Source organism: Pseudomonas sp. LBUM1652, from assembly GCF_059716105.1.
The window spans coordinates 555,264-580,554 of the sequence record NZ_CP166804.1 but is presented as its reverse complement, the minus strand read 5'-3'; the positions used below and the strand labels follow the sequence as shown (position 1 = coordinate 580,554).

Below are 25,291 nucleotides of genomic sequence, written 5' to 3'. Positions count from 1 at the left end.
TCTTTCTGAGAGCGAGGGGCTGAATGAGGGATATTCAAGCTTCAGCGAATTCATAATCGACTCGGTATTTCACGTCGGCGTATGACGCCAGACACCTCGGTCGGCCCCCTCTCCCTCCGGGAGAGGGCTGGGGTGAGGGGCTTTTGATTGGCAATCAGTAACCGTCAGACCCGTAATCAACGGTAAAAGCAAAACCGGTAACGCGCTCAACCCCAGTTTCCAGCCGCCCATCCGGCAACAGCCGCAACCAGCGATACCCCGGCGCCTGCTCACCGACCTTGAAGTCTTCACTGCCCGGTTCGAACTGAATGCAGGTCGACGGCGATGCCAACAACCGCACGCCATTGCGCTCGCGGTCGATCTCCTGATGCACATGCCCCCACAACACCGCCCGCGCCTGTGGAAAACGATCCAGCACTTCGAAAAACGCCTCGGGATTGCGCAGGCCAATCGGCTCCATCCACGGGCAACCAATCGACACCGGATGATGATGGAAGCACACCAGATGATGGCGCTCGGGCGCTTCGCTCAACGAGCGGGCCAGCAACTGCAATTGATCGTCTTGAAGATATCCCGGCACTGAACCTGGCACAGCCGAGTCGAGCAAGGTCACGCGCCAGTTGCCGACATCGACCACCGACTCCAGCAGCGCACTCTGCACTGCCGCCACCGCCATGATCTGCGGCTCATCGTGATTGCCGGGAATCCAGCGCGCCGGCGCATCGATCTGCCCGCTCATTTCACGAAACTGCTGATACGACTCGAGGGTGCCGTCCTGCGAGATATCACCGGTGGCCAGAATCAGGTCGATCTGCGGCTGTTGCCCCAGCACCAACTCGATGACCTTTTGCAGGCTCTCCCGAGTATTCATACCCAGCAACGTGCCGTCCGCTTCAGCGAACAGATGGCTGTCGGACAACTGCACCAGCAGCGCCGGATCGGCGGTGGTCAACGTGGATACGCTCGGCAAGGCGTTCTCCCAAGGCAAAAGCACGGAATCGGTCAAGTGCCGCAATTATGCTGGGGGATCACTGAAAGGGGAAACCGAGGAACCGGACGCAGTTCACAACTAGCGTACGACTTCGTACTCGTGCCCCAACGCCAGACAATGACTCAGCCATTCCCCCAGGAACAGATTGAGCTGAGCTTTTTCATCGGGCTGATGCATCGCGGCGTTCGGGTAAGGATAGATGCCGCGAAAGCGTCGTGCATGCTCGGCGCTGATCACCTCAGCCATGCGCGCGTCGTGATAGACCTGCACCTCCAGTTGCGGCACCGGCAGCCATGGCAGGCTGTGTTCCTGACGCACTTGCAGCGTGGTGGTGTACGGGCAGGTTTGCAGCACTTCGAGGGCCAGCACGCCGAGCATCTGCTCGCCCTGGGTCACGGCGATGCGCCGCGCCTCGGGTTCGTTGCGCATGTCCGGCAACAGTCGCATCAGGCGCGCGTAGTTGGCCTCGCAGGCGGCTTGCAGCCCCGCGAGGTCGACTCGATAACGATCGCGCAACTTGTTTACGACCATAACCCCCTCACTTCGGCGCGGTTCAGCGCCAGCCACTGCAAAGCGATGATGCTCGCCGCGTTGGCAATACGTCCGTCACGTACGGCTTGCAGGGCATCTTCGAACGCCCAGACCGTGACGCGGATGTCTTCGGCCTCTTCCTCTAACCCATGCAGGCCGCCGACGCCATCCGTGCTGCAACGCCCCAGATACAAATGCACGAACTCGTTGCTGCCGCCCGGCGACGGGAAATATTTGGTCATCGGCCACAGGGCCTTGATGTCCAGCCCAGCTTCCTCCTGCGCCTCGCGGTGAGCAACTTCTTCCGGTTCTTCGTCCTTGTCGATCAGACCGGCGACCAGTTCGACCAACCAGGGATTGTCAGCCTTGCCCATGGCGCCGACGCGAAACTGCTCGATCAGTACCACTTCGTCACGCTGCGGATCGTAAGGCAACATGCACACGGCATCGTGGCGCACGAACACTTCGCGGTTGATTTCGCGGCTCATGCCGCCAGCAAACAACTCATGGCGCAGGTGCACGCGGTCGAGTTTGTAAAAACCCTCGTAGCATTTTTCACGCCGCACGATATCGACGGCGGTCGGAATGGCGTTGGCAAAGTCAGTCATGAGCATCCTCTTTACTGCAAATCCGTTACGAGGTTCCTATTTGTTACTTGCAACCTCGACTTCGCGCCATCCTAACGCGCCCGCACCGATTGATGCAGCCCCTTTACCGTCAGCGGGATGGACGGTGGAGGCGAAACCCACTCTAATTAGCTTAGTGGCGAACTGACTGCTTCGTTGAGAGTCGAAGCGGTAACTTTTTGCCTTCCCCTGTTTCAGAAAGGACGCCCATGTCGCTTTTCAAAATTGCCTCCGTGGCCGCCATCGCCCTGACCCTGGGCGCGTGTGCGAGCCTGTTCCAGCCCAACTACCGTACGCCGCTGGAAACCACCCGCGATGCGTCGGAGCAGCTGAAAACCGGCTGCTCCAACCCTGACTGCCCACTGGTGAATATCGACACCCTGCGCTTCCCGGCAGAACCTGCTCTGGATGGCATCATCGAAAAACGCCTGCTGCAAATGACCCGCACCGAGGCGAACGCACCGGTGGCGCCGACGCTGGCGGCCTATCGCGAGCAGTTTCTGGCCAATGCCGGTCCGCGCAACAGCAGCTATCTGCAAGCGAAAGTACGCGAGCAGCATGACGGCTTGGTGATCATCGAATTGTCGAGCTACCTCGACACCGGCGGCGCCCACGGCACACCGGGTCGCGGCTTCATCAACTATTCGCGCCAGCAGCACAAAGTGCTGAACCTGTCCGACATGTTGATGCCGGGTCAGGAAGACGCATTCTGGAAGGCTGCGCAGGTTGCGCATAACAGCTGGTTGATCAGCACCAAGCTCGATCAGGAAGCGGAGTTCGTTTCGAGCTGGCCGTTCAAGAAAACCCCGAACGTGGCACTGACCTACGGCGCGGTGATCCTCAAGTACGAAGTGAGCACCATCGCGCCTTACGCGCTGGGCCACGTCGAACTGAAGATTCCTTACCCGCGCCTGAACGGCATTCTCAAGCCCGAGCTGTTTCCCGGCCGTAACTGAAGGCACGACCGAGCACAAACTGCAGCAGCCCTGCCAGCACCAGCGCCGGCAGGGTTGCGCCGATGTCCGGATACAGATTCGCCAGCAAGTGGTAGGTGCTGACGCCACCCAGCCACGCCAACAGTGCCGGCCAGCGCAATGCGGCTGATGCGACCTGACCGCTGCGTTTACGCAGAATGAAGTGATCCACCAGCACCACGCCGAACAGCGGCGCAAACACCGAACCGATCAGCAGCAGGAAGTTCTGGTACTGCGCCAACGGCGCCAGCAGTGCGATCAGCGTGCAGATCACGCCGATGGCCAAGGCCAGATGCTCGACTTTCAGGCGCAACAGAATCCCGCTGGACACCGCCGCCGAGTGAATATCGGCAAAAGCGTTTTCCGACTCGTCGAGCAGAATCAGCAGCAGCGGAATACCCAGACCGGCACCGGCCAGGGCCAGCAGCAGCGCATTGACCTCACCGCTCGGCGCAAACGCCAGGGTGTACGCCACGCCAAGGCTCATCAGCCAGAAGTTGCCGATAAAGAAACCGACCGCAGTACCACCGAACACATTCTTCGCCCGTTTGCCGAATCGCGAATAGTCGGCGATCAGCGGCAGCCACGACAGCGGCATCGCGATAGCAATGTCGAAGCCCACGGCAAATGGCATCGAACCATCACCGGCACGCGCCCACAGAGCAGCCAGATCAGCCTTGGCGAACAGGTTCCAGGTCAGCCAGAGGCATGCCGCCAACAGCAACCAGATGCCCCATTTGCGCAGGATCTGCCGGACGAACGTCAGCGGGCCGCTTACAGCGAGCAAAGTGGCCAGCGCGCCGAAGAACAGCGTCCACAACACCGGGTTCGACCACAGCGAACCTTCGCTGAACGCGCGCGTGCCAAGCAGGCTGGCGGCATCGCGCATGACGATGATTTCGAAGGAGCCCCAACCGATCAGTTGCAGCAGATTGAGCAGCGCCGGCAGGCTTGCGCCTCTGCTGCCGAGGCTGAGTTTGAGCGCGGCCATCGACGACAGGCCGGTGTCGCTGCCGATCACGCCGACGGCGGCCAGCAGTAAAACGCCGACCAGCGTGCCGAGGAAAATCGCCAGCAGCGAACCGGACAGGCCCAGACCCGGCGCCAACAGCGCACCGGTCTGTAGCACCATCAGGCCGATACCGAGAGAGAACCACAGGGAAAACAGATCACGACCGCCGAACACACGCCTGTCGGCGGGTATGGCGAGGTCGGGGGAATACGTGCTGGGTTGAATGCTCAAGGGTGTTATCTCAGGGGGACATTTGTTGTTGTGTTGATCAAGCTGCCCTCTTGTGGCGAGGGGATTTATCCCCGATCGACTGCGCAGCAGTCGCAACTTTGAGAACCGGGTCTTTCAGACGTACCGCATTCTCAGATTTTGGGGCTGCTTCGCAACCCATCGGGGATAAATCCCCTCACCACAAAAGACCAGCTAGGGATCAGACTTTTTTGTACAGCTGACTGCCTTCCTTCTTGAACCGCTCGGCCTGTTCCGCCAGGCCTTGGGCGACGTCCACGTCGACCGCGTCGATCCGCTGGTTGGCCGCGTATTCGCGGACTTCCTGAGTGATCTTCATCGAGCAGAATTTAGGCCCGCACATCGAACAGAAATGCGCGACCTTGGCCGAGTCCTTCGGCAGGGTTTCATCGTGATACGAACGGGCGGTGTCCGGGTCCAGACCGAGGTTGAACTGGTCTTCCCAGCGGAACTCGAAACGCGCCTTGCTCAAGGCGTTGTCGCGGATCTGCGCGCCCGGGTGACCTTTGGCCAAATCCGCTGCGTGAGCGGCGATCTTGTAGGTGATGATCCCGGTCTTAACGTCATCCTTGTTCGGCAGACCCAAGTGTTCCTTCGGCGTCACGTAGCAGAGCATGGCGCAACCGAACCAGCCGATCATCGCCGCACCGATGCCCGAGGTGATGTGGTCATAGCCCGGCGCGATGTCAGTGGTCAGCGGGCCGAGGGTGTAGAACGGCGCCTCGTCGCAGCACTCCAGCTGCTTGTCCATGTTCTCTTTGATCAACTGCATCGGCACGTGGCCCGGGCCTTCGATCATGCACTGCACGTCGTGCTTCCAGGCGATTTTGGTCAGCTCGCCGAGGGTTTCCAGTTCGCCGAACTGCGCTTCGTCGTTGGCGTCGGCAATCGACCCCGGACGCAGACCATCGCCCAGCGAGAAGCTGACGTCGTAGGCCTTCATGATTTCGCAGATTTCATCGAAGTGGGTGTAGAGGAAGTTTTCTTTGTGGTGCGCCAGGCACCACTTGGCCATGATCGAGCCGCCACGGGAAACAATGCCGGTCACGCGTTTGGCGGTCAGCGGCACGTAGCGCAACAACACGCCAGCGTGGATGGTGAAGTAGTCGACGCCCTGCTCCGCCTGCTCGATCAGCGTGTCGCGGAACAGCTCCCAGGTCAGGTCTTCAGCAGCGCCGCCGACTTTTTCCAGAGCTTGGTAAATCGGCACGGTACCGATCGGCACTGGCGAGTTGCGGATGATCCACTCGCGGGTTTCGTGAATGTGTTTGCCGGTGGACAAGTCCATGACCGTGTCCGAACCCCAGCGAATGCCCCAGGTCAGTTTCGCCACTTCTTCTTCGATGGACGAACCCAGTGCGCTGTTGCCGATGTTGCCGTTGATCTTCACCAGGAAGTTACGGCCGATGATCATCGGTTCCAGTTCGGTGTGGTTGATGTTGGCCGGAATGATCGCGCGGCCACGGGCAATTTCTTCACGGACGAATTCAGGGGTGATGATTTTCGGCACGCTGGCGCCGAAGCTATGCCCGGCGTGTTGCTGGTCCAGCAGCCCGGCGGCGCGAGCCACTTCGAGCTTCATGTTTTCGCGGATGGCGACGTATTCCATCTCGGCGGTAATGATGCCCTTGCGTGCATAGTGCATTTGGCTGACGTTGGCCCCTGCCTTGGCGCGGCGCGGGTTGTTGACGTGGGCGAAACGCAGCTTGGTCAGCTCGGCGTCAGCCAGGCGTTCCTGGCCAAAATTGGAACTCAAGCCAGGCAGGCGCTCGGTATCACCACGGGATTCGATCCACGCCGAGCGCACATCGCCCAAGCCTTTGCGCACGTCGATGATGACGTTGGGATCGGTGTACGGGCCTGAGGTGTCGTACACGACGACCGGCGCGTTGATCTCGCCGCCGAAGTCGGTCGGGGTCACGTCGAGGCTGATTTCGCGCATCGGCACGAGGATGTCCGGGCGAGAACCCTGAACGTAGACTTTTTGCGAACGGGTGAACGGCTTGACCGATTGTTCGTCGACCTTGGCCGAATCGCTCAGGTTGATCGCGTTTTTAGATTTTGTAGTCATCACGGGCTCTCCAGACAGCATCCAGGCAGTGGATTGTCGGAGCAGAACCTGAAAGGCACGGACGCACCAGGACTGGTGCTGTGCATCGTCGTCGAGCGTTCGATTGTCGAACAATTTCCCGGACGAAGCACAAGAGGACTCGCCGGGTGACGAGAAATCTTGTTCCCTACGCAGGCGCTAACCTGATCAGGTTCAACGGGATCCGAAATTATTCGATCTCAGCCTCATAGCAAGGCACCCCGACAAGAACCCGGCCAGTCTAGACACAACCGGCAAAGAACGCCAACACCGCGGCAAACACCATGATGAATGGCGCAATTGGCAGGACGTGCAGGATTGTTGCCGCTTCAATGCGCAACTACACTCGCCTTGCCCCGCTGCGCCTTGACGCTGCAGGGGCTGCGCCGTAGCCTTGGCGCGCACATTATTTCCATAATATTCATGCTAGGGATCGCCTCATGCTGCGCAAACTTTCACTGGCTCTTGCCGTGTCTTGTGCGTCCAACGCAATGGCCTGGGCAGCAGAAGCGCCCTTGTCGAGCAAAACCGATCTGGTCAGCGTCTATCAGGAAGCGGTCGACAACAACGCCGATCTGGCCGCCGCCCGCGCCCAGTATGGCGCGCAGAAAGAAGTGGTGCCGCAGGCCCGCGCCGGCTTGCTGCCGAACCTGTCCGGCGGCGCCGAAGTCGCCGACGTACGCACCTCGATCGACCAGCCTTCGGCCATTGCCAACCGCAGTGCGCATTCCTATCAGGCAACCCTTGCCCAACCGCTGTTCCGCGCCGATCGCTGGTTCCAGTTCCAGGCCGCCAAAGACGTCAATGAGCAAGCCGCGTTGCAACTGTCGGCTACCGAGCAGAACCTGATCCTGCAATCGGCCGAAAGCTACTTCAACGTGCTGCGCAGCCAGGACAATCTAGCCTCGACCAAAGCTGAAGAAGCGGCGTTCAAGCGTCAGCTCGACCAGTCCAACGAGCGCTTTGACGTCGGCCTGTCGGACAAGACCGATGTGCTGCAATCGCAAGCCAGTTACGACACCGCGCGGGCCAACCGGATCGTCGCGCAGCGTCAGGTTGATGATGCGTTCGAAGCGCTGATCACCCTGACCAACCGTCAGTACAACGCGATTCAGGGCATCGTGCACACGCTGCCGATCCTGCCGCCCGCACCGAACGACGCCAAGGCCTGGGTCGACACCGCAGCAAAACAGAACCTCAATCTGCTGGCTAGCAACTATGCCGTCAGCTCGGCCGAACAGACATTGAAGCAGCGCAAAGCCGGCCACTTGCCGACCCTCGACGCCGTGGCCAAATACGAAAAGGGTGACAACGACGCCCTCGGTTTCGCCAACCCGAACGCCTTCGGCACGCCCTACCGTGGCAACGTCGAACAGAGCACGCTGGGACTGCAACTGAACATCCCGATCTACAGCGGCGGGCTGACCAGCTCGCAGGTGCGCGAGTCCTACTCGCGCCTCGATCAAACCGAACAGCAGCGCGAAGGCCTGCGTCGGCAAGTGGTGGAAAACACCCGCAACCTGCACCGCGCGGTGAACACCGACGTCGAACAGGTGCAGGCGCGCCGCCAGTCGATCATCTCCAACCAGAGCGCGGTGGAAGCCACGGAAATCGGCTATCAGGTGGGTACCCGCAACATCGTCGACGTGCTCGATGCGCAGCGTCAGCTGTACTCTTCGGTGCGCAATTACAACAATACCCGCTACGACTACATCCTCGACAACCTGCGCTTGAAGCAAGCCGCCGGCACGTTGAACCCGGGCGACTTGCAGGATCTGGCGCGTTATCTGAAAGCCGATTACAACCCGGACAAAGACTTCTTGCCGCCGGATCTGGCCAAGGCTGCCGAGGCGCAGCTCAGGGCGCGGCCTTAAGCTAAAGCAAAAGATCGCAGTCTGCGGTTGTTCCTACAGGATTTACCTGTAGGAACAACCGCAGACTTGAGATCACACCGAGCGAAGGACGAGTGATCAGTTGTTATTGCTTTTGGACAACGTAGAGGCAGACCAAATCGACTTCACCAAAAGTGCATAAGAGTCAGCATTAAACAGCAGAGTCTTTTGCAAGAAACCGGGATCGGTATTCAGTTTGCTTGTAACAGCACTCACTTGCATGTCACCAAAAAAATCTTTCCGTGCGTCATCAGTCAGCTTTTCCATCGCCACTGAAGCCAGATATTCATTCGCCTTCCCGCTGGAAATCCGATCAACCATAGAGTTCGAAGGGCCAGCATGCTCATCGCTTAAATCTGACTCCAGCGCGTAGTACATGAAATCATGAGTCGGATTTTCAAGGCGATGCGATGCCTCATGAACGATCATCGTCATCATGTTTATCGGAGATGAATCGAACGCCTCAGAGCTTAAAAATATTCGTTTTGCAGGGTCTTCAGGATGTGTATTTGCTTCACTTGGCAAGATTTGACTCTTTGTCGACCACACCAATCGTTCAGACCGCCTTCCAGCATATTTGTCTACCGTTTCCTTGAGTGGAACAAGCACTTCCAATAGTTTCTGCCGTAGCGCCTGCGGACTGGTGTGAGTACCAAAAATTCTCGACGTGAAGTTTTTGTATACCTCGTCGACATCGCCATCCTTTAATACTCGGATCGTCTCTGCGGTCGCCTTGGGAATCATTTCTAACGCTTTCTCCAAACGTTGACCTTTGTCCGGCGCCTGTTTCTTGATTTCCTTTAAGCCTCTGGCAACGATGTCGCTTCCCCATGCAGCTCTCTGCTTTTCTATGGCATCGCCCTTGCCCTTGTATTTCGCCAGTCCTGACGCATCTTGATAAGTGGCGGGATTATTAGCGCAAAACAGGTAGACATTCAGCCCATCTATGTCTTTCGCGGGATCTGCTGCTATCCAGCGCTGTAACCACGGTGCGTAATAACGATAACCGGAGTAATAGAGTCCCGTCGCATCCCGTTCCTTTCCTGAATAGCGAATGGTTTTGTACTGCGCCACCAATGCGCTTCGTCCCGCCCAGCACGCCGTTCCGCCAAAGGCGTAATAGTGCTCCTGCGTCAGCACAGAGGCAGTGTGGTCCAGCTCCAGAGAGCTGGAGCCAAGATGATCGTTGAGGCTGTAGCGCAATTGATCGCTTTCAGCGCCGAGAGGCCAGTGCAGCGCGCGTACCTGGCTTCGTCCAGCCTCGACGCTAACGACATGGCGTTCTACGCCATCTCTCTCACGGTGGATTTCCACTCCCGGGAGGTAACGGACTTCAGGGCGCAGCGTGCGGCCGTTGCTTCGGATGATTCTTGTTTTACGTATCCGGTGACCGGGGTGATCGTAGACATAGCACTCATCATCGTCAGGCTCGCCTTCGCGGTTGACCAACGTCACCTTGCGCAAAAGATTGCGACAGTCCCAGCTCATGACTTGGCCACGCAGCAGTTCCCGCTGGTTGCCGCAGGCATCGAAGCCCGAAGCAATGTCGGATTCTCCGGGCAAAGATCCATCATCGCGTTGAGCGAGGCTGCGATTACTGCGGGACGAGGTAAACATCGAAAAACCGGGCCTGCCACTGTGGTGGCGAGCAAGCATGTTACCGGCCCGATCATAATCAAAACGCCGGGTGTAGTTACGTCGCTGGTTGGGGTCCAGAGGCAGCGGCAATAACCCCGGCAAACCCGGACCATGGTTTGGCTGACTGACTTCCCAGCCTCGGACTTCAACCAATTGATTGAGACTGTCGTAACGGTAGCGGGTAATCGGCTCAATGCGTTGATTGTTGAAATGGCTGACGGTCTGGGACTTGTCTTCCATCTCGATGACATTACCCATCGCGTCGTAAACGTAGTTCAGGTCCTGCAAGGGTTTGTGGTTGCCAACTGTGGCAACCAGCCTGATCAGGCTACCGTCATCGGCTGCGTACTCGGCTCGGCTTATCACGCCATTGCCAGCAGTTTCACTTTCAATCTGGCCCTGTGCGTTATAGCGGACGTCGCCGACCAATTGCTGTGGTTGCCGGTTTTCACCTGCCCGTAGCAGCCAGGTTTCAAGTAACTGGCCTGAGACGTCGTAACCAGAGGTTCGAACATTACCCATGGCATCAGTTTGGCGATGTATTTCGCCCGCTGGGCTGAGTGTGTGGCGTGTGACGAACGCCTGAGTCTCCAGCCACTCCTCTTTGGCGTTTGTTTCAAGTGGCCAGTCGGGCGTTTCGAGATTGATGAGAAAACGCCTGCTTTCAACTAGCACACCACCGGCAAGACCATACTCATCGACAGTTAGAGAGCCAGCGGGATCATCATGGCGAATCAAACGGCCGCATCGATTGTGCTCATCAGCAGAAACACCGTAGATCAGCCGCTCAACCACTTTCGGCGACTCATCAATCGCCTGTTCCGTAATCGCAACCGTGCGCTGCTGATTGTCATACTCGAATTGGCGCTGACTGCCCCGGCCATCCCAAAGTAAATGCGGCGAGCCGGCGTGATTCAACAGACTCAATTGCCAACCCGCATCGACACTGTCAGCCAATAAAACCTGAGCGCTCAAGCCATAAGCTGTCGCCATGTTTGACTTCGGTGCTGTTCCCCACAATCGCGGATCCCACGCGGCCACCTGCCGTCCCGCCCCATCGAACACTTGCCGGGTAATGCGCGGCTCAATGTCCGGCGTATCGGGATGCAGGTAATAACCCACGCTGCGGATCACCAGTTTGCGGGGGTCCAGGACAGACAGCGTCGGTGTGGTGGTTGAATACTGTACGTTCATGACTACGACGGTCCCTCTCACTTGAGGGAAAGACTGAACGCTTTCTTGCAGGTCCGATACTGTAAGAACTAACAGGTGCACTACGGGCAGCACCGTGTTGCGCTCTACCTGATTTTGCCCCTTTCTGCGCGGGGCTAAGGGATCAACCTGCCCAACCCATCCAGCAATCGCTGCAAAGCGCCCTGATTGCGGCGCATCACCGCCAGCCCAGCCTCAGCCATGCGCTGCGCATCACGTGGCAGTTCGAACAAGCGCTGCACTTCCACCGCCAGCCCTTCAGCATCATCCACCTCGACCAACGCCCCGGCTTCGCGCAATTGCGCGGCGATGTCGAGGAAGTTAAACAGGTGCGGGCCGCTGAGCACCGGTTTCGCCAGGGCTGCCGGCTCCAGCAGGTTGTGCCCGCCGTTCGGCACCAGGCTGCCACCGACAAAAGCGCTGTCCGCCAAGGCATACAGAAACAGCAATTCGCCCATGGTGTCGCCGAGCAGAACAGATGTTTCGGCCGCAACGTTAGCGCCGGTCGAACGGCGCACGGTGGCAAACCCTTCGCGCTGACACAGTTCGAACACCGAGTTGAACCGCTCCGGATGACGCGGCACCAGAATCAACAGCGCATTCGGGTAGTTGGTCAGCAGTCGACGATGGGCATTCAGCACCACTTCGTCCTCACCTTCGTGGGTGCTCGCGGCGATCCATACCGGACGCTCCTGCGCCTGCCATTGGCCACGCAGTTCAGCGGCGCGTTGCAGCAGTTGCGGGTCGATGGTCAGGTCGAACTTGATCGAGCCGGTGACTTCGACAGTCTCAGAACGTGCGCCGAGATCGCGGAAACGCTGCGCTTCGGTTTCGGTCTGCACGGCGAAAAAACTCATCTCGGCAAGCATCGGCGCGGTCAGTTTGCTGAAGCGGCCGTAGCCCTTGGCTGAGCGTTCGGACAATCGGCCGTTGGCCAGCGCCACCGGAATGCCGCGCTTGGCACATTGGTGAATGTGGTTGGGCCAGAGCTCGGTTTCCATGATCACCGCGAGCTTCGGCTGCACGCGATCAAGAAACCGCGCCGCCGCGCACGGCAAGTCGTACGGCAGGTAGCAATGCTGGATGCGCGGCTCGTTGGCGAACAGTGCGTGAATGCGTTCCGAGCCGGTTGGGGTCATGCAGGTCACGGTGATCGGCAGCTGTGGATAACGTTGCAGCAAGGCGCGAATCATCGGCGCCGCGGCAATGCTTTCGCCCACCGATACCGCATGTACCCAGATGCCGCCGGGTTGCAGTGTCGGCATGCCATAAGTGAAACGTTCGCCAATCCGTTTGGCATACGCCGGCGCCTTGCGCGCCCGCAGCCACAGCCGAATCGCCACCAATGGCAGCCCCAGGTAAAACAGCGCGGTGTAGAGAGTTCTATTCATGGCGCCGGAGTTTATCGACTTTTGTCGCCGATCGCCTGCAAGTGCACGGCAAAACGTTCTGCCAGCCAGCGGGCGGCCGGGCCGAGCGGCTCGTCGCGGCGCCAGACCAGTTCCACCACCAGCGCCGGCGGCGTCCATTCGCTGTCGAGCTCGACCATCAAGCCCTGATACGCCGAATACTGCACCACATGCCGAGGCAGCCACGCCCAGCCAAGATCCCGCACCAGCCATTCGGCCATCACGTAGAAACTGTCGGCGCGCCACACCTGCGGGCTGGCCGGCTCGTTGCCGGGATAAACGCTGGTTTGCGTGGACATCAGCAATTGCCGGTGTTGCGCCAGTTGCTGGCAGGTGACGTAGGGCTGAGTCGCCAACGGATGATTGATGCCGCAGACGGTGACCATTTCCACGCTGCCCAGCACCCGCCGCTCCAGCGCCTCGGGGATTTCATCGTGATAGAACAGCAGCCCGAGATCGGCGCGACGTTCGACCAGTTTGCGTGAAACTTCACCTTGGGCAGCGCTGGTCAGTTGCAACTCCAGACTGGGAAATTGCTCGGCCAGCGCGCCAAAACTTTCCACCAGCGCCTGATAGGGCATGGCTTCATCCTGCGCCACACGCAATTGCGCTTCCTGGCCGCGCATCATCGCCATCGCCCGACCGTTCAGGCGCTCGCATTGGCGCAAGACTTCGCGGGCCTCTTCCAGCAACGCATCGCCCGCTTCGGTGAGGCTCGGCTGGCGGCCGCTGCTACGCTCGAACAGGCTCACGCCCAGATCGTCTTCGAGCATGGCGATGGCGCTGCTGATCGCCGACTGTGCCTTGCGTTGCTGGCGTGCGACGGCGGAGAACGAACGCTGTTCGGCGACATCGACAAATACCCGTAGCTGATCAAGATTCCACTGCATGCTGGCTCACCAACCCATCTTCAAAACAGATAGGTAATGACTTTACCCCATCTGATGAATCTCTAAAATGCCGGCTCAGAAAGCAACGTTTTACATGAGGATTTGAACCATGAACGCCTACGCCTACCTGGCTATCGCCATTTGCGCCGAAGTGATCGCCACCGTTTCGATGAAAGCCGTCAAAGGTTTCAGCACACCGCTGCCACTGCTGCTAGTGATCGTCGGCTACGGGATCGCCTTCTGGATGCTGACGCTGGTGGTGCGCACGGTGCCAGTGGGCGTCGCTTACGCGGTGTGGGCCGGGATGGGCATCGTGATGGTCAGCGTTGCGGCGCTGTTTATCTATGGGCAGAAGCTGGATATCCCGGCGATGCTGGGGATGGCGTTGATTGTTCTGGGTGTTGTAGTTATCCAGCTGTTCTCGAAAACCGCCGGGCACTAACGGGCAAGCTCGCTCCCACATTTGGTTTTGCGTCAGCTCTGTTGATCATCGACAAATCCGCCTCTTTCCCGAGTCTGTATACTGCGCCCTCGTCTTGAACACTGAGGTCGTTGCATGCCATCCGTTATTTCCACCGACGTTCTGATTGTCGGCGCTGGTGTTGCCGGCCTCTGGCTGAACGCGCGCCTGCGCCGCCAGGGTTTTTCGACCGTGCTGGTGGAAAGCGCCAGCCTCGGCGGCGGGCAGAGTGTGAAATCACAAGGCATCATCCACGGCGGCGCCAAGTACGCGTTGCACGGTGCGCTGACCGGCGCCTCGGAAGCCATCGCCGACATGCCGCGCCGCTGGCGTGAAGCACTGGCCGGCGACGGTGAACTGGATCTTTCCGGCGTTCGTCTGCTCTCCGAAGCGCATTACCTGTGGTCGCCGGGCACCCTCGCCGGCAACCTCACCAGTTTCTTCGCCAGCAAAGCAGTGCGTGGCCGTGTCGATCAGGTCAAGGGCGAGCAATTGCCGCCGGCGCTGCAAGACAAGCGCTTCAAGGGCAAGGTCTATCGTCTCGCCGAACTGGTGATCGACGTTCCGAGCCTGATCCAGCGTCTGGCCGATCTGGCCGGTGATGGATTGCTCGCCGGGCAAACCATCGAGCCGCTGCTGGAAGCTGGCGTGCTGGTCGGCCTGAAAGTCGACGGTCGCGAGATCCGCGCCCAGCGCATCGTCCTCAGCGCCGGCGCCGGCACTGCCGATCTGCTCACCGCTCTGGGCCTGAGTCACCCGGCCATGCAACGCCGCCCATTGCACATGATCATCGCCAAGGGCCCGGGCCTGAAACCGCTGTACGCCCACTGTCTGGGCGGCGGCACCAAGCCGCGCATCACCGTCACCACCCACCCGGCCGCTGATGGCCAGTGGGTCTGGTACATGGGCGGTGACATTGCCGAGAGCGAAGGCGTGAACCGCGAGCCAGCCGAACAGATCGCCACCGCGCAAAAAGAAATCTCGCAGTTGCTGCCATGGATCGACCTCAGCACCACGCAATGGGCAACCCTGCGTGTCGACCGTGCCGAGCCGCTGCAAACCGGCCTGACGCGCCCGGACAACGCCTTCCTCGCTGAAGAGGGGCGCTTGCTGGTTGGCTGGCCAACCAAACTGGCACTGGCACCAGACTTCGCTGATCGGGTGATCGCCTCCTTGCAACGCGACGGCATCCAGCCGCAAGCCACTGAACCACTGCCACCTCTGCCAAAACCGCCGATGGGCGTGCCTGCCTGGGAGCAACTGCTGCCATGACGATAGCGACCCTGCACGACTTGCACCGACCGCTGGGCAGCACCGGGCTGTTGGTTTCGCCACTGGGCCTGGGCACGGTCAAACTTGGCCGCGACCAAGGCGTGAAATACCCCAACGGCTTTCAGATTCCCGATGACGATGACGCGCGCCGGCTACTCAAGCTCAGCCGCGATATGGGCATCAACCTGATCGACACCGCGCCGGCCTACGGTCGCAGCGAAGAGCGCCTCGGCCCGCTGTTGCGCGGCCAGCGCAATGACTGGGTGATCGTCAGCAAGGTCGGCGAAGAGTTTGCCGACGGCCTTTCGCGCCATGACTTCAGCGCAGCGCACACGCGAATGTCGGTGGAGCGCAGCCTGCAACGTCTGGAAACGGATTTCATCGACCTGATGCTGGTCCATTCCGACGGCAACGACATGGCCATCCTTGAGCACGAGGAGGTTTACGCCACACTTGCGACGCTCAAGGCTGAGGGCAAGATTCGCGGCTTCGGCTTTTCCGGCAAAACCGTCGAAGGCGGCTTGAAAGCACTGGAGCAAGGCGACTGTGCGATGGTCACCTACAATCTGAACGAACAAAACGAGAAAGCTGTCATTGACTATGCTGCTGCCCACGGCAAAGCCATTCTGGTGAAAAAAGCCCTGGCCAGTGGTCACGTTTGCCTGAGCCCAGGCGTCGACCCGGTGCGCGCCAGCTTCGAGTTGCTGTTTGCCCAGCCTGGCGTGGCCAGTGCTATTGTCGGAACGATCAATCCGCTGCACCTCGCCCACAACGTTGCGACCGTTGCCCAGGTCCTTCGTGGTCACTGACGCCGCCCCGCGGCCTTAAGCAGGAGCCGATATGCCGCGCACGCTCATCAGAAAGAACCCGAGCAACTTCAAGACCCTGCCCCTGTACGTAGAAGCTACGCCCGAAGGCCTGACCTATCAGAGCGTCGGCATGCCGCTGAACTTCGCGCAGACCTTGCAACGACGCAAACCGGTCAGCGTGGCGGACGCCGAGCGCTTCTCGCTGGAGCTGGCCAATCTCGGGGTTTCGGTGCGCCTGACCCTGCATTGGCAAAATCGCGATTACTGGGTGTTGGTGCGTCAGCGGCGGCAGGATCGCGGCGATGTGGTGCTCAAGCTGATTTCCGGTTACGTGCCGGCTCACGAACTGAATATTCCGCTGCACACGGCCATTCAAGAGATCGCCGAAGAGTGTTTGCTGGAAACCCCGGAGGGCTGGCTCGGCGGGCGCTTCAACGACACCTGGCTGCCGGCGCCCTACTCGACCGCGCTGCATTATCGCGAAGCCCTGCCGTTTCGCCTGACGCCACTGTCCGGCGCAGCACGACCGGTGCGGTGCGCCACTCTGCAATTGCAGGAGCGGCCGCAGGCCTATGTCCATTTACCGACCGCTTCATTGCAATTGATCTACGACCTGCGCCTGGACGTGCCCAAAGAAGCCAAATCCCTGAGCCTGTTCCACGTCGATGAGCGTCTGGAAGGTGATCAACTGGTGGCGCGGCTCGACCGCAAACGCCCCGACCTGTACTTGATGCCGCTCAAGGACGGCGCGCCACTGGCCGAGCTGTACACCCTCAAACGCGACAAACTCCTGCCGGCCAGCACCCGTGGACTTTACCTGGCCGAGAGCTTTGCGACCCAGCAAGGCTGGGTCGTGCGCGACGAGCGGATTCGCTGGAAAGACTGGCTCGTGCAACAGGGCCTGCAACCGGCGAAGCCGCCTCGCGCGGGACTCAAGCAATTGAGTCTGAAGGCGCTGAGCCTGGTTGGAATCGGCAAGAAACGCGCGAGCAAATAGCCGATTAGCGCCGACGATCCATCCAGGTACGCAACGTGGCGAAGAAATGGAAATAGCGGTTTTCGCGCTTGCCCATGCCGCGCTTGGGCGAAAACGATTCTTCGGCAAAAACGCCGGTGATTCGCACCCGAGAGGCTTGGGTCGGCAGCGTGCAGACTTTGGCGCCCGCCTCCAGTAATGCGTACTTGAGCAAACGCTCGGAATGCAGCTTGCGTCCAGTTGCCTTGCAAAAATCAAAGATGCGCTCGATCCGCTTGCCGTACGCGAGATAGGTATCGCGCCCACAAATGGCAAAGCGATCATTCAAGCCGCCCCACCACTGCCAGTCCGGAATGTAGGCATTGTGCCGCCGGGCCTCTGCATGATTGAACACATAGCCGGGAAGCGGGTTATGGAAGAAATTGTCCGGGCGCACGAACACGACGAAATCCGGATTGAAGGTTTCGATCATGGTGGTGACGGTGTGCAATGAGTTGAGCTGATAGATCAGGTTGCGCAGCGACGCATAGTCATCGGCCCAGGTATCGCCCTGTGCTTTGACCTGTTCGAAGTCCCAGCGATCCAGCACGCCTTCGGTCGAAGTCAGCGCGCCGGTCATCGACTCGAACGGCTGATAGTTGTCAGCCGCCAGCTCGCCCTTCTCTCCCGATCGCACATTCTGCACTTCATCGATTTTATACAGGTGATAGAAGCACTTAACGTCGCTGCCCGCAGGCAACTGCGCCAGTACGTTCTGTTCGATGGAGGGGAAGCATATCTGCGAGTTTCTCGGGATCCCGAAAAAAGCTACGGCAATTTTCAACACTCAACGGCACCTTTTTATTTTTGGCGAAACAGCTTTTGCCACCAGCGTCGGGGTTGCAAAGGCACCACAATGACGTCGGACTTCTGCAGCCAGTCCCGCTCATAATCCCACGCGTGACCACCCCACAGTTTTCCCGCTTCGTTGGAAAATCCCAGGGTCATGAGCTGATAGGTATAACCGGCGTGTCCGCGCAACCAGTCAAACAACACCAGCGTGTTGAAACCGGTGGACGGCCCGACGTATCGCTTGCCGCCCGGCCGATCGACCGGGTAGTTCCACAGCGGCGGCAACGGGATGCGATCCCAATACATGGCCACTCGTGGCAACGGACACATCGGTGCGGCGCAGCCGACCAGCATGGTGAAACAACGCTCACCCGCGTGCTCGAACAACCGTTGCACGTCCGGGCCGTAAGGCAGACCAAAAAAATAGGCGTCCGGTGCGTTATAGCCATGCACAAAGACATTCACGCATCGCGAGTTGAGCAGCGGCGCCTTGATGCAGGTATTGAAGCTGACGACAACGTCATTGGCGCTGATATTCAGCGCCTGAAAATCTGCCGCCGTGATGGCCGGATTGTTGGCAATCAGTACGACCCGAGCCGCTCGGCTCAGGCAATCGCGCAATGGCTCGGGCAACGCGTCCAGAACGGACTGGTCACCGCCGGGTAGCGCATCCAGCGCCATGTGTTCGTCGATCATTCAGACCGGCACCTTCATGCCGTAACGCAGTTTGACCCAGAACCGTGTGAAGGCCGAAGGCGACTGCCAGGGGCGCATCTCGCGCTGGATTTCAGTAGCGAGGGCCTGACCGACACGAGCGAAGGAATAGCGACTTTGCGCGAACGCCTGACCGTTGCTGGCGATAAGCTGCGACAGCTCCGGATCGCCCTGCAGCAGTTTGATCTTTTCCACCGCCTCGTCTTCGCTGCGATAAAACACGGTGTTGTGCATGTCTTCGAAACCGAGCAACTGATCTTCTTCGCCCTGGCTCCAGGCCAGCAGCACGCAACCGCAGGCCATGGCTTCGTAGTTCTTGATCATGAACTCGTTCATGCCGATGTCGGCACTGACGAAGATCTTGATGCGATTGAGCGTTTCCAGATATTCCTCGCCCGATTTGGTGCGCGTCACCAGCATACCGGTGCGCTGCGCGAGCGATTCGAGCAGTGCCTTGCGCTGGGCGTACTCGGTACTTTTCAGGCTGCCGAGAAAACCGATGGGAATGTCGCGCTCGGCACCCGTGTTGCGCAGCATCTGCTCGTCGTAACCCTTGGAGACGAACACCGTGTCGATGCCCTCAGCCAGCATCTTGCGCGCGACTACTGCTCCAGAAACCAGCGCCCGACAGCTCGGAAGACGACTGTAGAGACGCGAATACACGCCACGGTATTTACTCGCCGGCATGTAGTTCTGGTAGGCATCGTGTTCGAGAAAAACCAGCCCGGGAATACACTTGAGCACCCGCAGTTGCGGGGCCAGGCGCTTGACCCGGGAGAAGATCACCACACGGTCGAAAGTCTGGTAATCGACCGACGCCAGAAACGGTCCCAGGTTCATCTGTTGCTGCTTGCTCAAGCGGTAGATGACACATTCATCACAGTTCTGCTGCACGATGTCGTATAGCCGATCAAGAATGACCCGCTGCTCGTCCATCACCAAGAGCATGACTTTCATAAATTAAATGACCACGCGACGTAAGCAGGCAAGCGCATCGGATTCAACCCTGCCAACATCAACGGAAACGGTTAGATCCCCAAGGCAAAATCCGTTCACACGCAGTACACAACGGTAAAAATCCATCTGATCAGCGACTGCGGATTTTTTCGACAATCGCAGTTGTCGAGCTGTTTTCCACCAGTCCCAGCACTTTCACGGTGCCGCCATAAGCGGTCACGATGTCAGCGCCGACCACTTGCTCGATCCCGTAATCGCCGCCCTTGACCAGTACGTCCGGTTTGACCTCGCGCAACAGATTTTCCGGGGTGCCTTCAGGGAAGCTGATAACCCAGTCCACCGCCCCAAGCCCGGCCAGCACAGCCATGCGCCGGTCGACGCTGTTGATCGGGCGCCCCGGCCCTTTCAGACGGCTGACCGACGCATCGTCGTTGACTGCGACAATCAGGCGATCGCCCTGGGCCCGCGCCTGTTCCAGATAGGTCACATGGCCGGCATGCAGGATGTCGAAGCAGCCATTGGTGAACACGATTTTTTCGTTGTGCGCGCGGGCATCGGCCACCGCGAGCAGCAACTGCTCCAGGCCCAGCACACCGCGCTCGGAACCTTCTTCACGCTGAATGGCGCGACGCAGTTCCGGGGCGCTGATGGCCGCCGTACCGAGCTTGCCGACCACGATGCCTGCCGCCAGGTTGGCCAACGCCACCGCATGAGGCAGATCCTCGCCCGCCGCAATGGCCGCCGCCAGGGTGGAAATCACTGTGTCACCGGCACCGGTCACGTCGAACACTTCACGGGCCCGGGCCGGCAGGTGCAGCGCAGGCTGGTCAGGACGCAGCAGGGTCATGCCGTGCTCACCGCGAGTCACCAGCAAAGCGCCGAGCTCGAGGTCGTGCATCAGCGTCGCACCCTTGCTGACGAGTTCGTGCTCATCGGCGCAGCCGCCGACGATGGCTTCGAATTCGCTGAGGTTCGGGGTGATCAGGCTGGCGCCACGGTAGATCGAGAAATCCTTGCCTTTCGGGTCGGCCAGCACCGGAATATTCTTCGCGCGTGCCGCCTGGATCAATGCCTGGTGGTTTTTCAGCGCGCCTTTGCCGTAATCGGACAACACCAGCACCTTGATGCCTTCGAGCAAGTCATCGACCTGCGAGCCAAGGGCCAGGGCGTCGGTGGCGAACGGTTCTTCGAAGTCGATACGCAGCAATTGCTGGTGCCGGCTCATGACCCGCAGCTTGACGATGGTTGGCTGATGCGCAATGCGCTGGAACAAAGCTCGTACGCCCGCGCCCTTGAGGCTGTTGCTCAGGCTGTCGGCGGCTTCGTCGTCACCGGTCACACCGACCAGGGACGCCGGCGCACCCAGCGCGGCAATGTTCAAGGCAACGTTCGCGGCACCGCCCGGACGATCTTCGATTTGCTCGACTTTAACGACCGGCACCGGGGCCTCAGGGGAAATCCGTGAGGTTCCGCCATGCCAGTAACGGTCGAGCATGACATCGCCGACTACCAAGACCGGGGCTTGATCGAAACGCGGCATGGACAACTTCATGGAGCAACCCACATACAAAATGAACAGGGGCGCGATATTAACACAGGGTAAAGCGCCGTCCGCCTCAATCTGAAAGGTCGCGCACCCAGAACAACTCATGACGCCGGACAGCCTTGCGGAAAAACTCGTTACTGCCCGTGACAGGCCAGCGACGACCCGCCAAAGCGTGCTGGATCCAGCGTCGCAGTTGGCGCTTGAACACTTGCCCACCCTGCAAGTCGTGCTCCATGGCCAGCGCCATGGCCTTGTCCAGTTGCACGTCCGCTGAAAGCAGCGGGCTCCACAAGCGGTCGGCCGGCAATGGTTCGATGGCCGGCGGCAACGCGACACCGGCACCGGCAGGCCCCATCGGCCAGCGGTCGTTGTCATGCAGGTGGTTGGCGTACATGAGCAAGGTTTTGGGTTTCCAGTCGCTCAGGGCAATCGCCGCAAGCAGTGCCTGGGTGGAGGCAACGTGGTCGCTATGCGGATCCAGCTCAGGATGCGGCGTGACCACTACCTCTGGACGATAGTGTTCCAGCAGCGCGGTCACGTCTGCGACCAGATTCTGCCAGGTCGGCTGCCCATCGGCGTCGGCAGGCAAGGTCAGCGGATTGTGTCGGCGCACACTGCGTACATCGCTTTCCTGCGACTCACGGGAACCGAACGCCGTGGCCGGTTCTGCGGCCATCGCTGGCAATTGCAGGCAGTAATAACCCAATTGCACGCAACGCTCGGCCGGTACGCCGCCCCATAAAGGAATAACGAGACTGTCCCAACTGCGTAAACGACCCTTCAGCCGGGCAGCGGCGGATTGATCGAGGCCCAGTGACTGGAAGTTTTCAGCCTCGATTTCGCCTTGGGTCAGGGTGACGATGCTAACGTCTTCGCTGCGGCTGTAGAGGCCGAAGGCAGCCAGTTCCGCATCATCGGCATGGGGCGCAATGACCATCACGCGCTGACGGGTGTAATCGGGATTGGCCATGACCCACAGCGTGCCCGTGGCACCCAGCGCGCAATATCGGCCGCACAGCGTCAGCGCGCCTTGACTTAGCGTATCCGCCTGCCCGGAAAGATTCAGGAAACGCCGCCCCTTGACCCCACGTTCGAAGTCCTGGCGATCATCACCCACCTGAACGTAAGGATCGAGCCAGCGCCCCAGCCAGCCGGACTTCAATTCAAGCTCGAGAATGAGCGTTTCGCCCGGCGCCAACGAGCCGCTCAGGCGCACCACGCCGCCGTCCAGGCTTACCTGCTGACGCGCAGCATTCGCTGGAAAGTCGTATCGATAATCGTCGGATGGCCGGTAAAACAAGTGATCGGCAAACCATGCCTCGTGGGCAACCCAGGCCAGCACCAGCAACAGCGGCACCAGCCACCAGCCGATCAGGAATCCGATCACCAGCAGCGCAACCAGGAACGCGACAAGGAACATCCGCTTGTTGCGCCGGTGGGCCTTAAGTAGCTGTTGCTTGCGAGCGCTCATCAATTCAGACCTTGTAGACCGGCACCGTGTGGCACCAGCGATCCTTGTACTCACGGTCGGCACGACCGAATGAATAACGCAAAGGCTTGCCCAGCGCCTGCGCGTCTGCCCAGGCCTGCTGAGTGTTGACGAAACTCAGTACGCTACCGGGGCTGAACTCACGACTCTGCGGGTCGACACCACCATTGATGTATTCCAGCGAAACCCATTGCGGCGCCTCGACGCGGTACAGCACCTGAATGGCCACCGGCGCCGATTCGAGCATGGCGACGGAACCCGTCATGAATTCGCGCAACAGTGTAAAGACTTCTACGAGCCCGGCCTTGCCCGGCACTTCAAAGCCCCAGCGACGCTGAAACAGATCAGCGTATGCCTGCGCCTGCTCTTGGGCAGAAAACTCGGACATCGGCACCAGCGAACCACCCGCCTCTTCAAGCAAGCGCTGCTCGCGACGCTGGTTGTAGCGGAACTTCTTCGAATACTCTTCCGGCAATCGGGCCAGGGCCAGGCCCTCCGGCTGCACTTTCAAGGTACTGATCTGCTCGGCATTGAGCTGGGAGACATAAGCCATGCGCTGGCGAACCGGCACGACGACATCGGGCGCGATCGGCAGAATGATTTCCGCATTGCCCATGTCCAGCAACCCGCGCTTGCCTTCGCGCTTGAGCACTTCCTTGGACAAAGCTACATGCCGACCCCAGCAGGGAATGGCGGCGACAACATCGCCGCCAACGATCCAGCCCAGATAGCGCAGTTCGATACCCACGAACGTCGACAGACGCTCGACCACCTCGGGATGCGTCGCGAAGCTGCCGCCGAAACGCTGCCATGCCCGGGCGTAGGCGTCCCGGTCGATCTCCGTCCAGCCACGTTCACGAAAGCTGCGAAACATCGTCAGCATACGTTGGTCGCGTGGGCCGGCTGAATTTCATCACCCTCTTCAAACTCTTTGGCGTGCAGACGGGAGTAATAGCCGTTCTGCTCCAGCAGTTGTGCGTGGGTGCCGCGTTCAACGATCCGGCCTTCATCCATGACCAGAATCAGGTCAGCCTTCTCGATGGTGCTCAAGCGGTGCGCAATCACCAGGGTCGTGCGGTTCTGCACCACATGATCCAACGCTGCCTGAATATGCCGCTCCGACTCGGTATCGAGGGCTGAAGTGGCTTCATCGAGTATCAACAGCGGCGCGTCTTTGAGAAGCGCCCGAGCGATGGCGATACGCTGACGCTGGCCGCCGGAAAGCAGCACACCGTTCTCGCCAACCATGGTTTCGTAGCCCTGCGGCATCTTGACGATGAACTCGTCGGCATAGGCCTCGGAAGCGGCACGCTTGACCTCTTCGAAGGGCGCGCCCGCCAGATCGCCGTACGCGATGTTGTTGGTCACCGTATCGTTGAACAGCGTGACCGCCTGGGTTACCAGAGCGATCTGACGACGAAGACTGCGCAAGGTGAAATCCTGCACTTGGACGCCATCGAGCAGAATCTGCCCCTGTTCGTGCTGGTAAAAACGCGGAATCAGCCCGGCAAGGGTGGACTTGCCGCTGCCCGAACGGCCAACCAATGCGACCATTTGCCCTGGCTCCACGACAAAGCTGATGTCGTTGAGCACCTGCTTGTCGGTGTCCGGGTACTGGAAGCTGAGATTGCGCACTTCCAGTCGGCCTTCAAGACGATCGCGCTCGACCGTGCCCTGATCCACTTCAGCCGGCTCATCCAACTGTTCGAAGATACTCTCGGCACCGGCCACACCTTTCTGGATGGTCGAGCTGACTTCGGACAACTGACGGATAGGCTTGGGCAACAGACCGGCCATGGTGATGTAAGCCACCAGATCACCCGGTGATGCGTCACCACGAAGGTACAGCACAAGGAACATGACCACGGCCATGGCGCTGTAAGTCACCAGTTGCAGCATCGGCGTGTAAACCGCGCCGGTCTTGGTCATCGTCAGTTGCTTGTCGGTGTTGCTCTGGCTGGCGTCGCGAAAGCGGTTTTTCTCGTAGACTTCACCGCCGAAGCTGCGCACGACGCGATAACCATGGATCGTCTCGGAAGCGACGTGCGTAACGTTGCCCATCGACACCTGGATCTTTTTGCTTTGCTTGCGGAATTTCTTGCTGGTGCTGTTCACCATGATGCCGATCACCGGCAGGATGGCCACCATCACCAGGGTGAGTTTCCAGTTCATCCACAACAGGGTGCAGAACAGGAAAATCACGGTCATGCCTTCACGGATGACCACTTTGATCGCATCCGTCGCCGCACCGGTGACCATCGTCACGTTAAAGGTGATCCGGGAAATCAGATGGCCGGAGTTGTTCTTGTCGAAGAAGCGGTTAGGCAACTCCAGCAATTTGTTGAACAGCACGACCCGCAGGTCATGCACCAGGCCCAGTGAAACCCGCGCCAGGAAGAAGTTGCCCAGATACGACCCGACGCCCTGCAACAGAGCAATGAAGACGATCATCAGCGGCACGGTTTGGAGCAACTGCAATTTGCCCAGATAGGGGTTGCCCGGAAACAGACTGGCTTCAGGATTGGCCAGCCCATCGACAAAGTACTTGAGGATGTAAGCGAGCATCGGCTGAGTCGATGCGAAGATCAGAAACCCGACGATGCTGAGAAGGAAGAGACCGGCATAAGGCCGCACGTAAGCCAATAGGCGGAAGTAGATCGCCAGCGTTGACTGGGCTTTCGGTTCAGGACTGCTCATGGTGATCCGCACAATTCAGTGAGGCTG

Annotated in this window: 21 protein-coding genes and 1 riboswitch; of the genes, 6 read left to right on the top strand and 15 right to left on the bottom strand. The window is 59.6% G+C overall.

All coding sequences use genetic code 11. From position 1 onward, the window contains the following. Nucleotides 1–154: 154 nt before the first annotated feature. The 3 genes from cpdA to ACA069_RS02605 form a co-directional block, all read right to left on the bottom strand. Nucleotides 155–970, bottom strand: a complete 816-nt coding sequence (gene cpdA / locus ACA069_RS02615; RefSeq protein ID WP_497616200.1) for a 3',5'-cyclic-AMP phosphodiesterase — start codon at nucleotides 968–970, stop codon at nucleotides 155–157. Between the two features lie 99 nt (nucleotides 971–1,069). Next, a complete protein-coding gene (locus ACA069_RS02610) occupies nucleotides 1,070–1,522 on the bottom strand; it encodes a DUF1249 domain-containing protein (protein WP_187677907.1) in 453 nt (150 codons plus the stop codon). Next, complete coding sequence (locus ACA069_RS02605; protein ID WP_187677908.1) at nucleotides 1,513–2,130, bottom strand: NUDIX domain-containing protein; 618 nt, start codon at nucleotides 2,128–2,130, stop codon at nucleotides 1,513–1,515. Before ACA069_RS02605 ends, ACA069_RS02610 begins: the two co-directional genes overlap by 10 nt. Nucleotides 2,131–2,357: 227 nt before the next feature. Here ACA069_RS02605 and ACA069_RS02600 point away from each other — a divergent pair, with 227 nt between their 5' ends. Next, the gene (locus tag ACA069_RS02600) at nucleotides 2,358–3,104 is read left to right on the top strand and encodes an RsiV family protein (RefSeq protein WP_401271993.1); all 747 of its coding nucleotides are present in this window, start codon (nucleotides 2,358–2,360) and stop codon (nucleotides 3,102–3,104) included. Here the strand turns inward: ACA069_RS02600 and cytX are convergent. Together cytX and thiC are read right to left on the bottom strand one after the other, a co-directional pair. Beyond that, on the bottom strand, nucleotides 3,073–4,365 hold the full coding sequence (gene cytX / locus ACA069_RS02595) for a putative hydroxymethylpyrimidine transporter CytX (protein ID WP_497616199.1): 1,293 nt from the start codon (nucleotides 4,363–4,365) through the stop codon (nucleotides 3,073–3,075). The genes ACA069_RS02600 and cytX overlap by 32 nt on opposite strands. A gap of 199 nt (nucleotides 4,366–4,564) precedes the next feature. Continuing rightward, nucleotides 4,565–6,454: a phosphomethylpyrimidine synthase ThiC gene (gene thiC, locus ACA069_RS02590; RefSeq protein ID WP_187677911.1), complete on the bottom strand. Its 1,890-nt coding sequence runs from the start codon at nucleotides 6,452–6,454 to the stop codon at nucleotides 4,565–4,567. 146 nt (nucleotides 6,455–6,600) lie between these two features. Continuing rightward, nucleotides 6,601–6,706: riboswitch (TPP riboswitch) on the bottom strand. A gap of 206 nt (nucleotides 6,707–6,912) precedes the next feature. Here thiC and ACA069_RS02585 point away from each other — a divergent pair. Beyond that, nucleotides 6,913–8,346 carry a TolC family outer membrane protein gene (locus ACA069_RS02585; RefSeq protein ID WP_187677912.1) on the top strand — a complete coding sequence of 478 codons (1,434 nt, stop codon included), beginning with the start codon at nucleotides 6,913–6,915 and terminating at the stop codon, nucleotides 8,344–8,346. Nucleotides 8,347–8,442: 96 nt separating this feature from the next. Here the strand turns inward: ACA069_RS02585 and ACA069_RS02580 are convergent, their stop codons facing one another. The 3 genes from ACA069_RS02580 to ACA069_RS02570 all read right to left on the bottom strand — a co-directional run bounded on the left by ACA069_RS02580 (nucleotide 8,443) and on the right by ACA069_RS02570 (nucleotide 13,513). Further along, nucleotides 8,443–11,196 carry an RHS repeat domain-containing protein gene (locus tag ACA069_RS02580; RefSeq protein WP_497616198.1) on the bottom strand — a complete coding sequence of 918 codons (2,754 nt, stop codon included), beginning with the start codon at nucleotides 11,194–11,196 and terminating at the stop codon, nucleotides 8,443–8,445. 134 nt (nucleotides 11,197–11,330) lie between these two features. After that, nucleotides 11,331–12,605, bottom strand: coding sequence for a lipid IV(A) 3-deoxy-D-manno-octulosonic acid transferase (gene waaA / locus ACA069_RS02575; protein ID WP_489880369.1), 1,275 nt, complete (start codon nucleotides 12,603–12,605; stop codon nucleotides 11,331–11,333). 11 nt (nucleotides 12,606–12,616) lie between these two features. Further along, nucleotides 12,617–13,513 carry a LysR family transcriptional regulator gene (locus tag ACA069_RS02570; protein WP_187677914.1) on the bottom strand — a complete coding sequence of 299 codons (897 nt, stop codon included), beginning with the start codon at nucleotides 13,511–13,513 and terminating at the stop codon, nucleotides 12,617–12,619. A 109-nt stretch (nucleotides 13,514–13,622) separates the two neighbouring features. Here ACA069_RS02570 and ACA069_RS02565 point away from each other — a divergent pair, with 109 nt between their 5' ends. The 4 genes from ACA069_RS02565 to ACA069_RS02550 all read left to right on the top strand — a co-directional run bounded on the left by ACA069_RS02565 (nucleotide 13,623) and on the right by ACA069_RS02550 (nucleotide 17,051). Then, nucleotides 13,623–13,955, top strand: coding sequence for a DMT family transporter (locus tag ACA069_RS02565; protein ID WP_187677915.1), 333 nt, complete (start codon nucleotides 13,623–13,625; stop codon nucleotides 13,953–13,955). A 114-nt stretch (nucleotides 13,956–14,069) separates the two neighbouring features. Beyond that, on the top strand, nucleotides 14,070–15,245 hold the full coding sequence (locus ACA069_RS02560; RefSeq protein ID WP_497616197.1) for an NAD(P)/FAD-dependent oxidoreductase: 1,176 nt from the start codon (nucleotides 14,070–14,072) through the stop codon (nucleotides 15,243–15,245). After that, the gene (locus tag ACA069_RS02555) at nucleotides 15,242–16,054 is read left to right on the top strand and encodes an aldo/keto reductase (protein ID WP_497616195.1); all 813 of its coding nucleotides are present in this window, start codon (nucleotides 15,242–15,244) and stop codon (nucleotides 16,052–16,054) included. Before ACA069_RS02560 ends, ACA069_RS02555 begins: the two co-directional genes overlap by 4 nt. 31 nt (nucleotides 16,055–16,085) lie before the next feature. Next, on the top strand, nucleotides 16,086–17,051 hold the full coding sequence (locus tag ACA069_RS02550) for a metal ABC transporter ATPase (protein ID WP_497616194.1): 966 nt from the start codon (nucleotides 16,086–16,088) through the stop codon (nucleotides 17,049–17,051). A gap of 4 nt (nucleotides 17,052–17,055) precedes the next feature. On the opposite strand, the gene ACA069_RS02545 is transcribed toward ACA069_RS02550, so the two are convergent. The 7 genes from ACA069_RS02545 to msbA form a co-directional block, all read right to left on the bottom strand. Then, nucleotides 17,056–17,856 carry a hypothetical protein gene (locus ACA069_RS02545; RefSeq protein WP_187677919.1) on the bottom strand — a complete coding sequence of 267 codons (801 nt, stop codon included), beginning with the start codon at nucleotides 17,854–17,856 and terminating at the stop codon, nucleotides 17,056–17,058. 14 nt (nucleotides 17,857–17,870) lie between these two features. After that, nucleotides 17,871–18,557 (bottom strand): hypothetical protein, encoded by a 687-nt coding sequence (locus tag ACA069_RS02540; RefSeq protein WP_497616193.1) that lies wholly within the window; start codon nucleotides 18,555–18,557, stop codon nucleotides 17,871–17,873. Continuing rightward, nucleotides 18,558–19,532, bottom strand: coding sequence for a glycosyltransferase family protein (locus ACA069_RS02535; RefSeq protein ID WP_489880375.1), 975 nt, complete (start codon nucleotides 19,530–19,532; stop codon nucleotides 18,558–18,560). A gap of 130 nt (nucleotides 19,533–19,662) precedes the next feature. Continuing rightward, a complete protein-coding gene (gene hldE / locus ACA069_RS02530) occupies nucleotides 19,663–21,084 on the bottom strand; it encodes a bifunctional D-glycero-beta-D-manno-heptose-7-phosphate kinase/D-glycero-beta-D-manno-heptose 1-phosphate adenylyltransferase HldE (RefSeq protein ID WP_497616192.1) in 1,422 nt (473 codons plus the stop codon). Between the two features lie 64 nt (nucleotides 21,085–21,148). Continuing rightward, nucleotides 21,149–22,549, bottom strand: coding sequence for a PIG-L deacetylase family protein (locus tag ACA069_RS02525; protein ID WP_497616191.1), 1,401 nt, complete (start codon nucleotides 22,547–22,549; stop codon nucleotides 21,149–21,151). 4 nt (nucleotides 22,550–22,553) lie between these two features. Then, nucleotides 22,554–23,450 carry a GNAT family N-acetyltransferase gene (locus ACA069_RS02520; RefSeq protein WP_489880378.1) on the bottom strand — a complete coding sequence of 299 codons (897 nt, stop codon included), beginning with the start codon at nucleotides 23,448–23,450 and terminating at the stop codon, nucleotides 22,554–22,556. After that, the gene (msbA, locus tag ACA069_RS02515) at nucleotides 23,444–25,264 is read right to left on the bottom strand and encodes a lipid A export permease/ATP-binding protein MsbA (RefSeq protein WP_489880379.1); all 1,821 of its coding nucleotides are present in this window, start codon (nucleotides 25,262–25,264) and stop codon (nucleotides 23,444–23,446) included. The genes ACA069_RS02520 and msbA overlap by 7 nt, the downstream gene beginning before the upstream one ends. Between the last annotated feature and the right edge of the window lie 27 nt (nucleotides 25,265–25,291).

Bases quoted from the DNA above. Each gene is read 5' to 3' on its own strand.
- ACA069_RS02610 (WP_187677907.1), bottom strand. From the start codon at position 1,522: ATGGTCGTAAACAAGTTGCGCGATCGTTATCGAGTCGACCTCGCGGGG.
- ACA069_RS02605 (WP_187677908.1), bottom strand. From the start codon at position 2,130: ATGACTGACTTTGCCAACGCCATTCCGACCGCCGTCGATATCGTGCGG.
- ACA069_RS02600 (WP_401271993.1), top strand. From the start codon at position 2,358: ATGTCGCTTTTCAAAATTGCCTCCGTGGCCGCCATCGCCCTGACCCTG.
- thiC (WP_187677911.1), bottom strand. From the start codon at position 6,454: ATGACTACAAAATCTAAAAACGCGATCAACCTGAGCGATTCGGCCAAG.
- ACA069_RS02585 (WP_187677912.1), top strand. From the start codon at position 6,913: ATGCTGCGCAAACTTTCACTGGCTCTTGCCGTGTCTTGTGCGTCCAAC.
- ACA069_RS02580 (WP_497616198.1), bottom strand. From the start codon at position 11,196: ATGAACGTACAGTATTCAACCACCACACCGACGCTGTCTGTCCTGGAC.
- waaA (WP_489880369.1), bottom strand. From the start codon at position 12,605: ATGAATAGAACTCTCTACACCGCGCTGTTTTACCTGGGGCTGCCATTG.
- ACA069_RS02570 (WP_187677914.1), bottom strand. From the start codon at position 13,513: ATGCAGTGGAATCTTGATCAGCTACGGGTATTTGTCGATGTCGCCGAA.
- ACA069_RS02565 (WP_187677915.1), top strand. From the start codon at position 13,623: ATGAACGCCTACGCCTACCTGGCTATCGCCATTTGCGCCGAAGTGATC.
- ACA069_RS02560 (WP_497616197.1), top strand. From the start codon at position 14,070: ATGCCATCCGTTATTTCCACCGACGTTCTGATTGTCGGCGCTGGTGTT.
- ACA069_RS02555 (WP_497616195.1), top strand. From the start codon at position 15,242: ATGACGATAGCGACCCTGCACGACTTGCACCGACCGCTGGGCAGCACC.
- ACA069_RS02550 (WP_497616194.1), top strand. From the start codon at position 16,086: ATGCCGCGCACGCTCATCAGAAAGAACCCGAGCAACTTCAAGACCCTG.
- ACA069_RS02540 (WP_497616193.1), bottom strand. From the start codon at position 18,557: ATGATCGACGAACACATGGCGCTGGATGCGCTACCCGGCGGTGACCAG.
- ACA069_RS02535 (WP_489880375.1), bottom strand. From the start codon at position 19,532: ATGAAAGTCATGCTCTTGGTGATGGACGAGCAGCGGGTCATTCTTGAT.
- hldE (WP_497616192.1), bottom strand. From the start codon at position 21,084: ATGAAGTTGTCCATGCCGCGTTTCGATCAAGCCCCGGTCTTGGTAGTC.
- ACA069_RS02525 (WP_497616191.1), bottom strand. From the start codon at position 22,549: ATGAGCGCTCGCAAGCAACAGCTACTTAAGGCCCACCGGCGCAACAAG.
- ACA069_RS02520 (WP_489880378.1), bottom strand. From the start codon at position 23,450: ATGCTGACGATGTTTCGCAGCTTTCGTGAACGTGGCTGGACGGAGATC.
- msbA (WP_489880379.1), bottom strand. From the start codon at position 25,264: ATGAGCAGTCCTGAACCGAAAGCCCAGTCAACGCTGGCGATCTACTTC.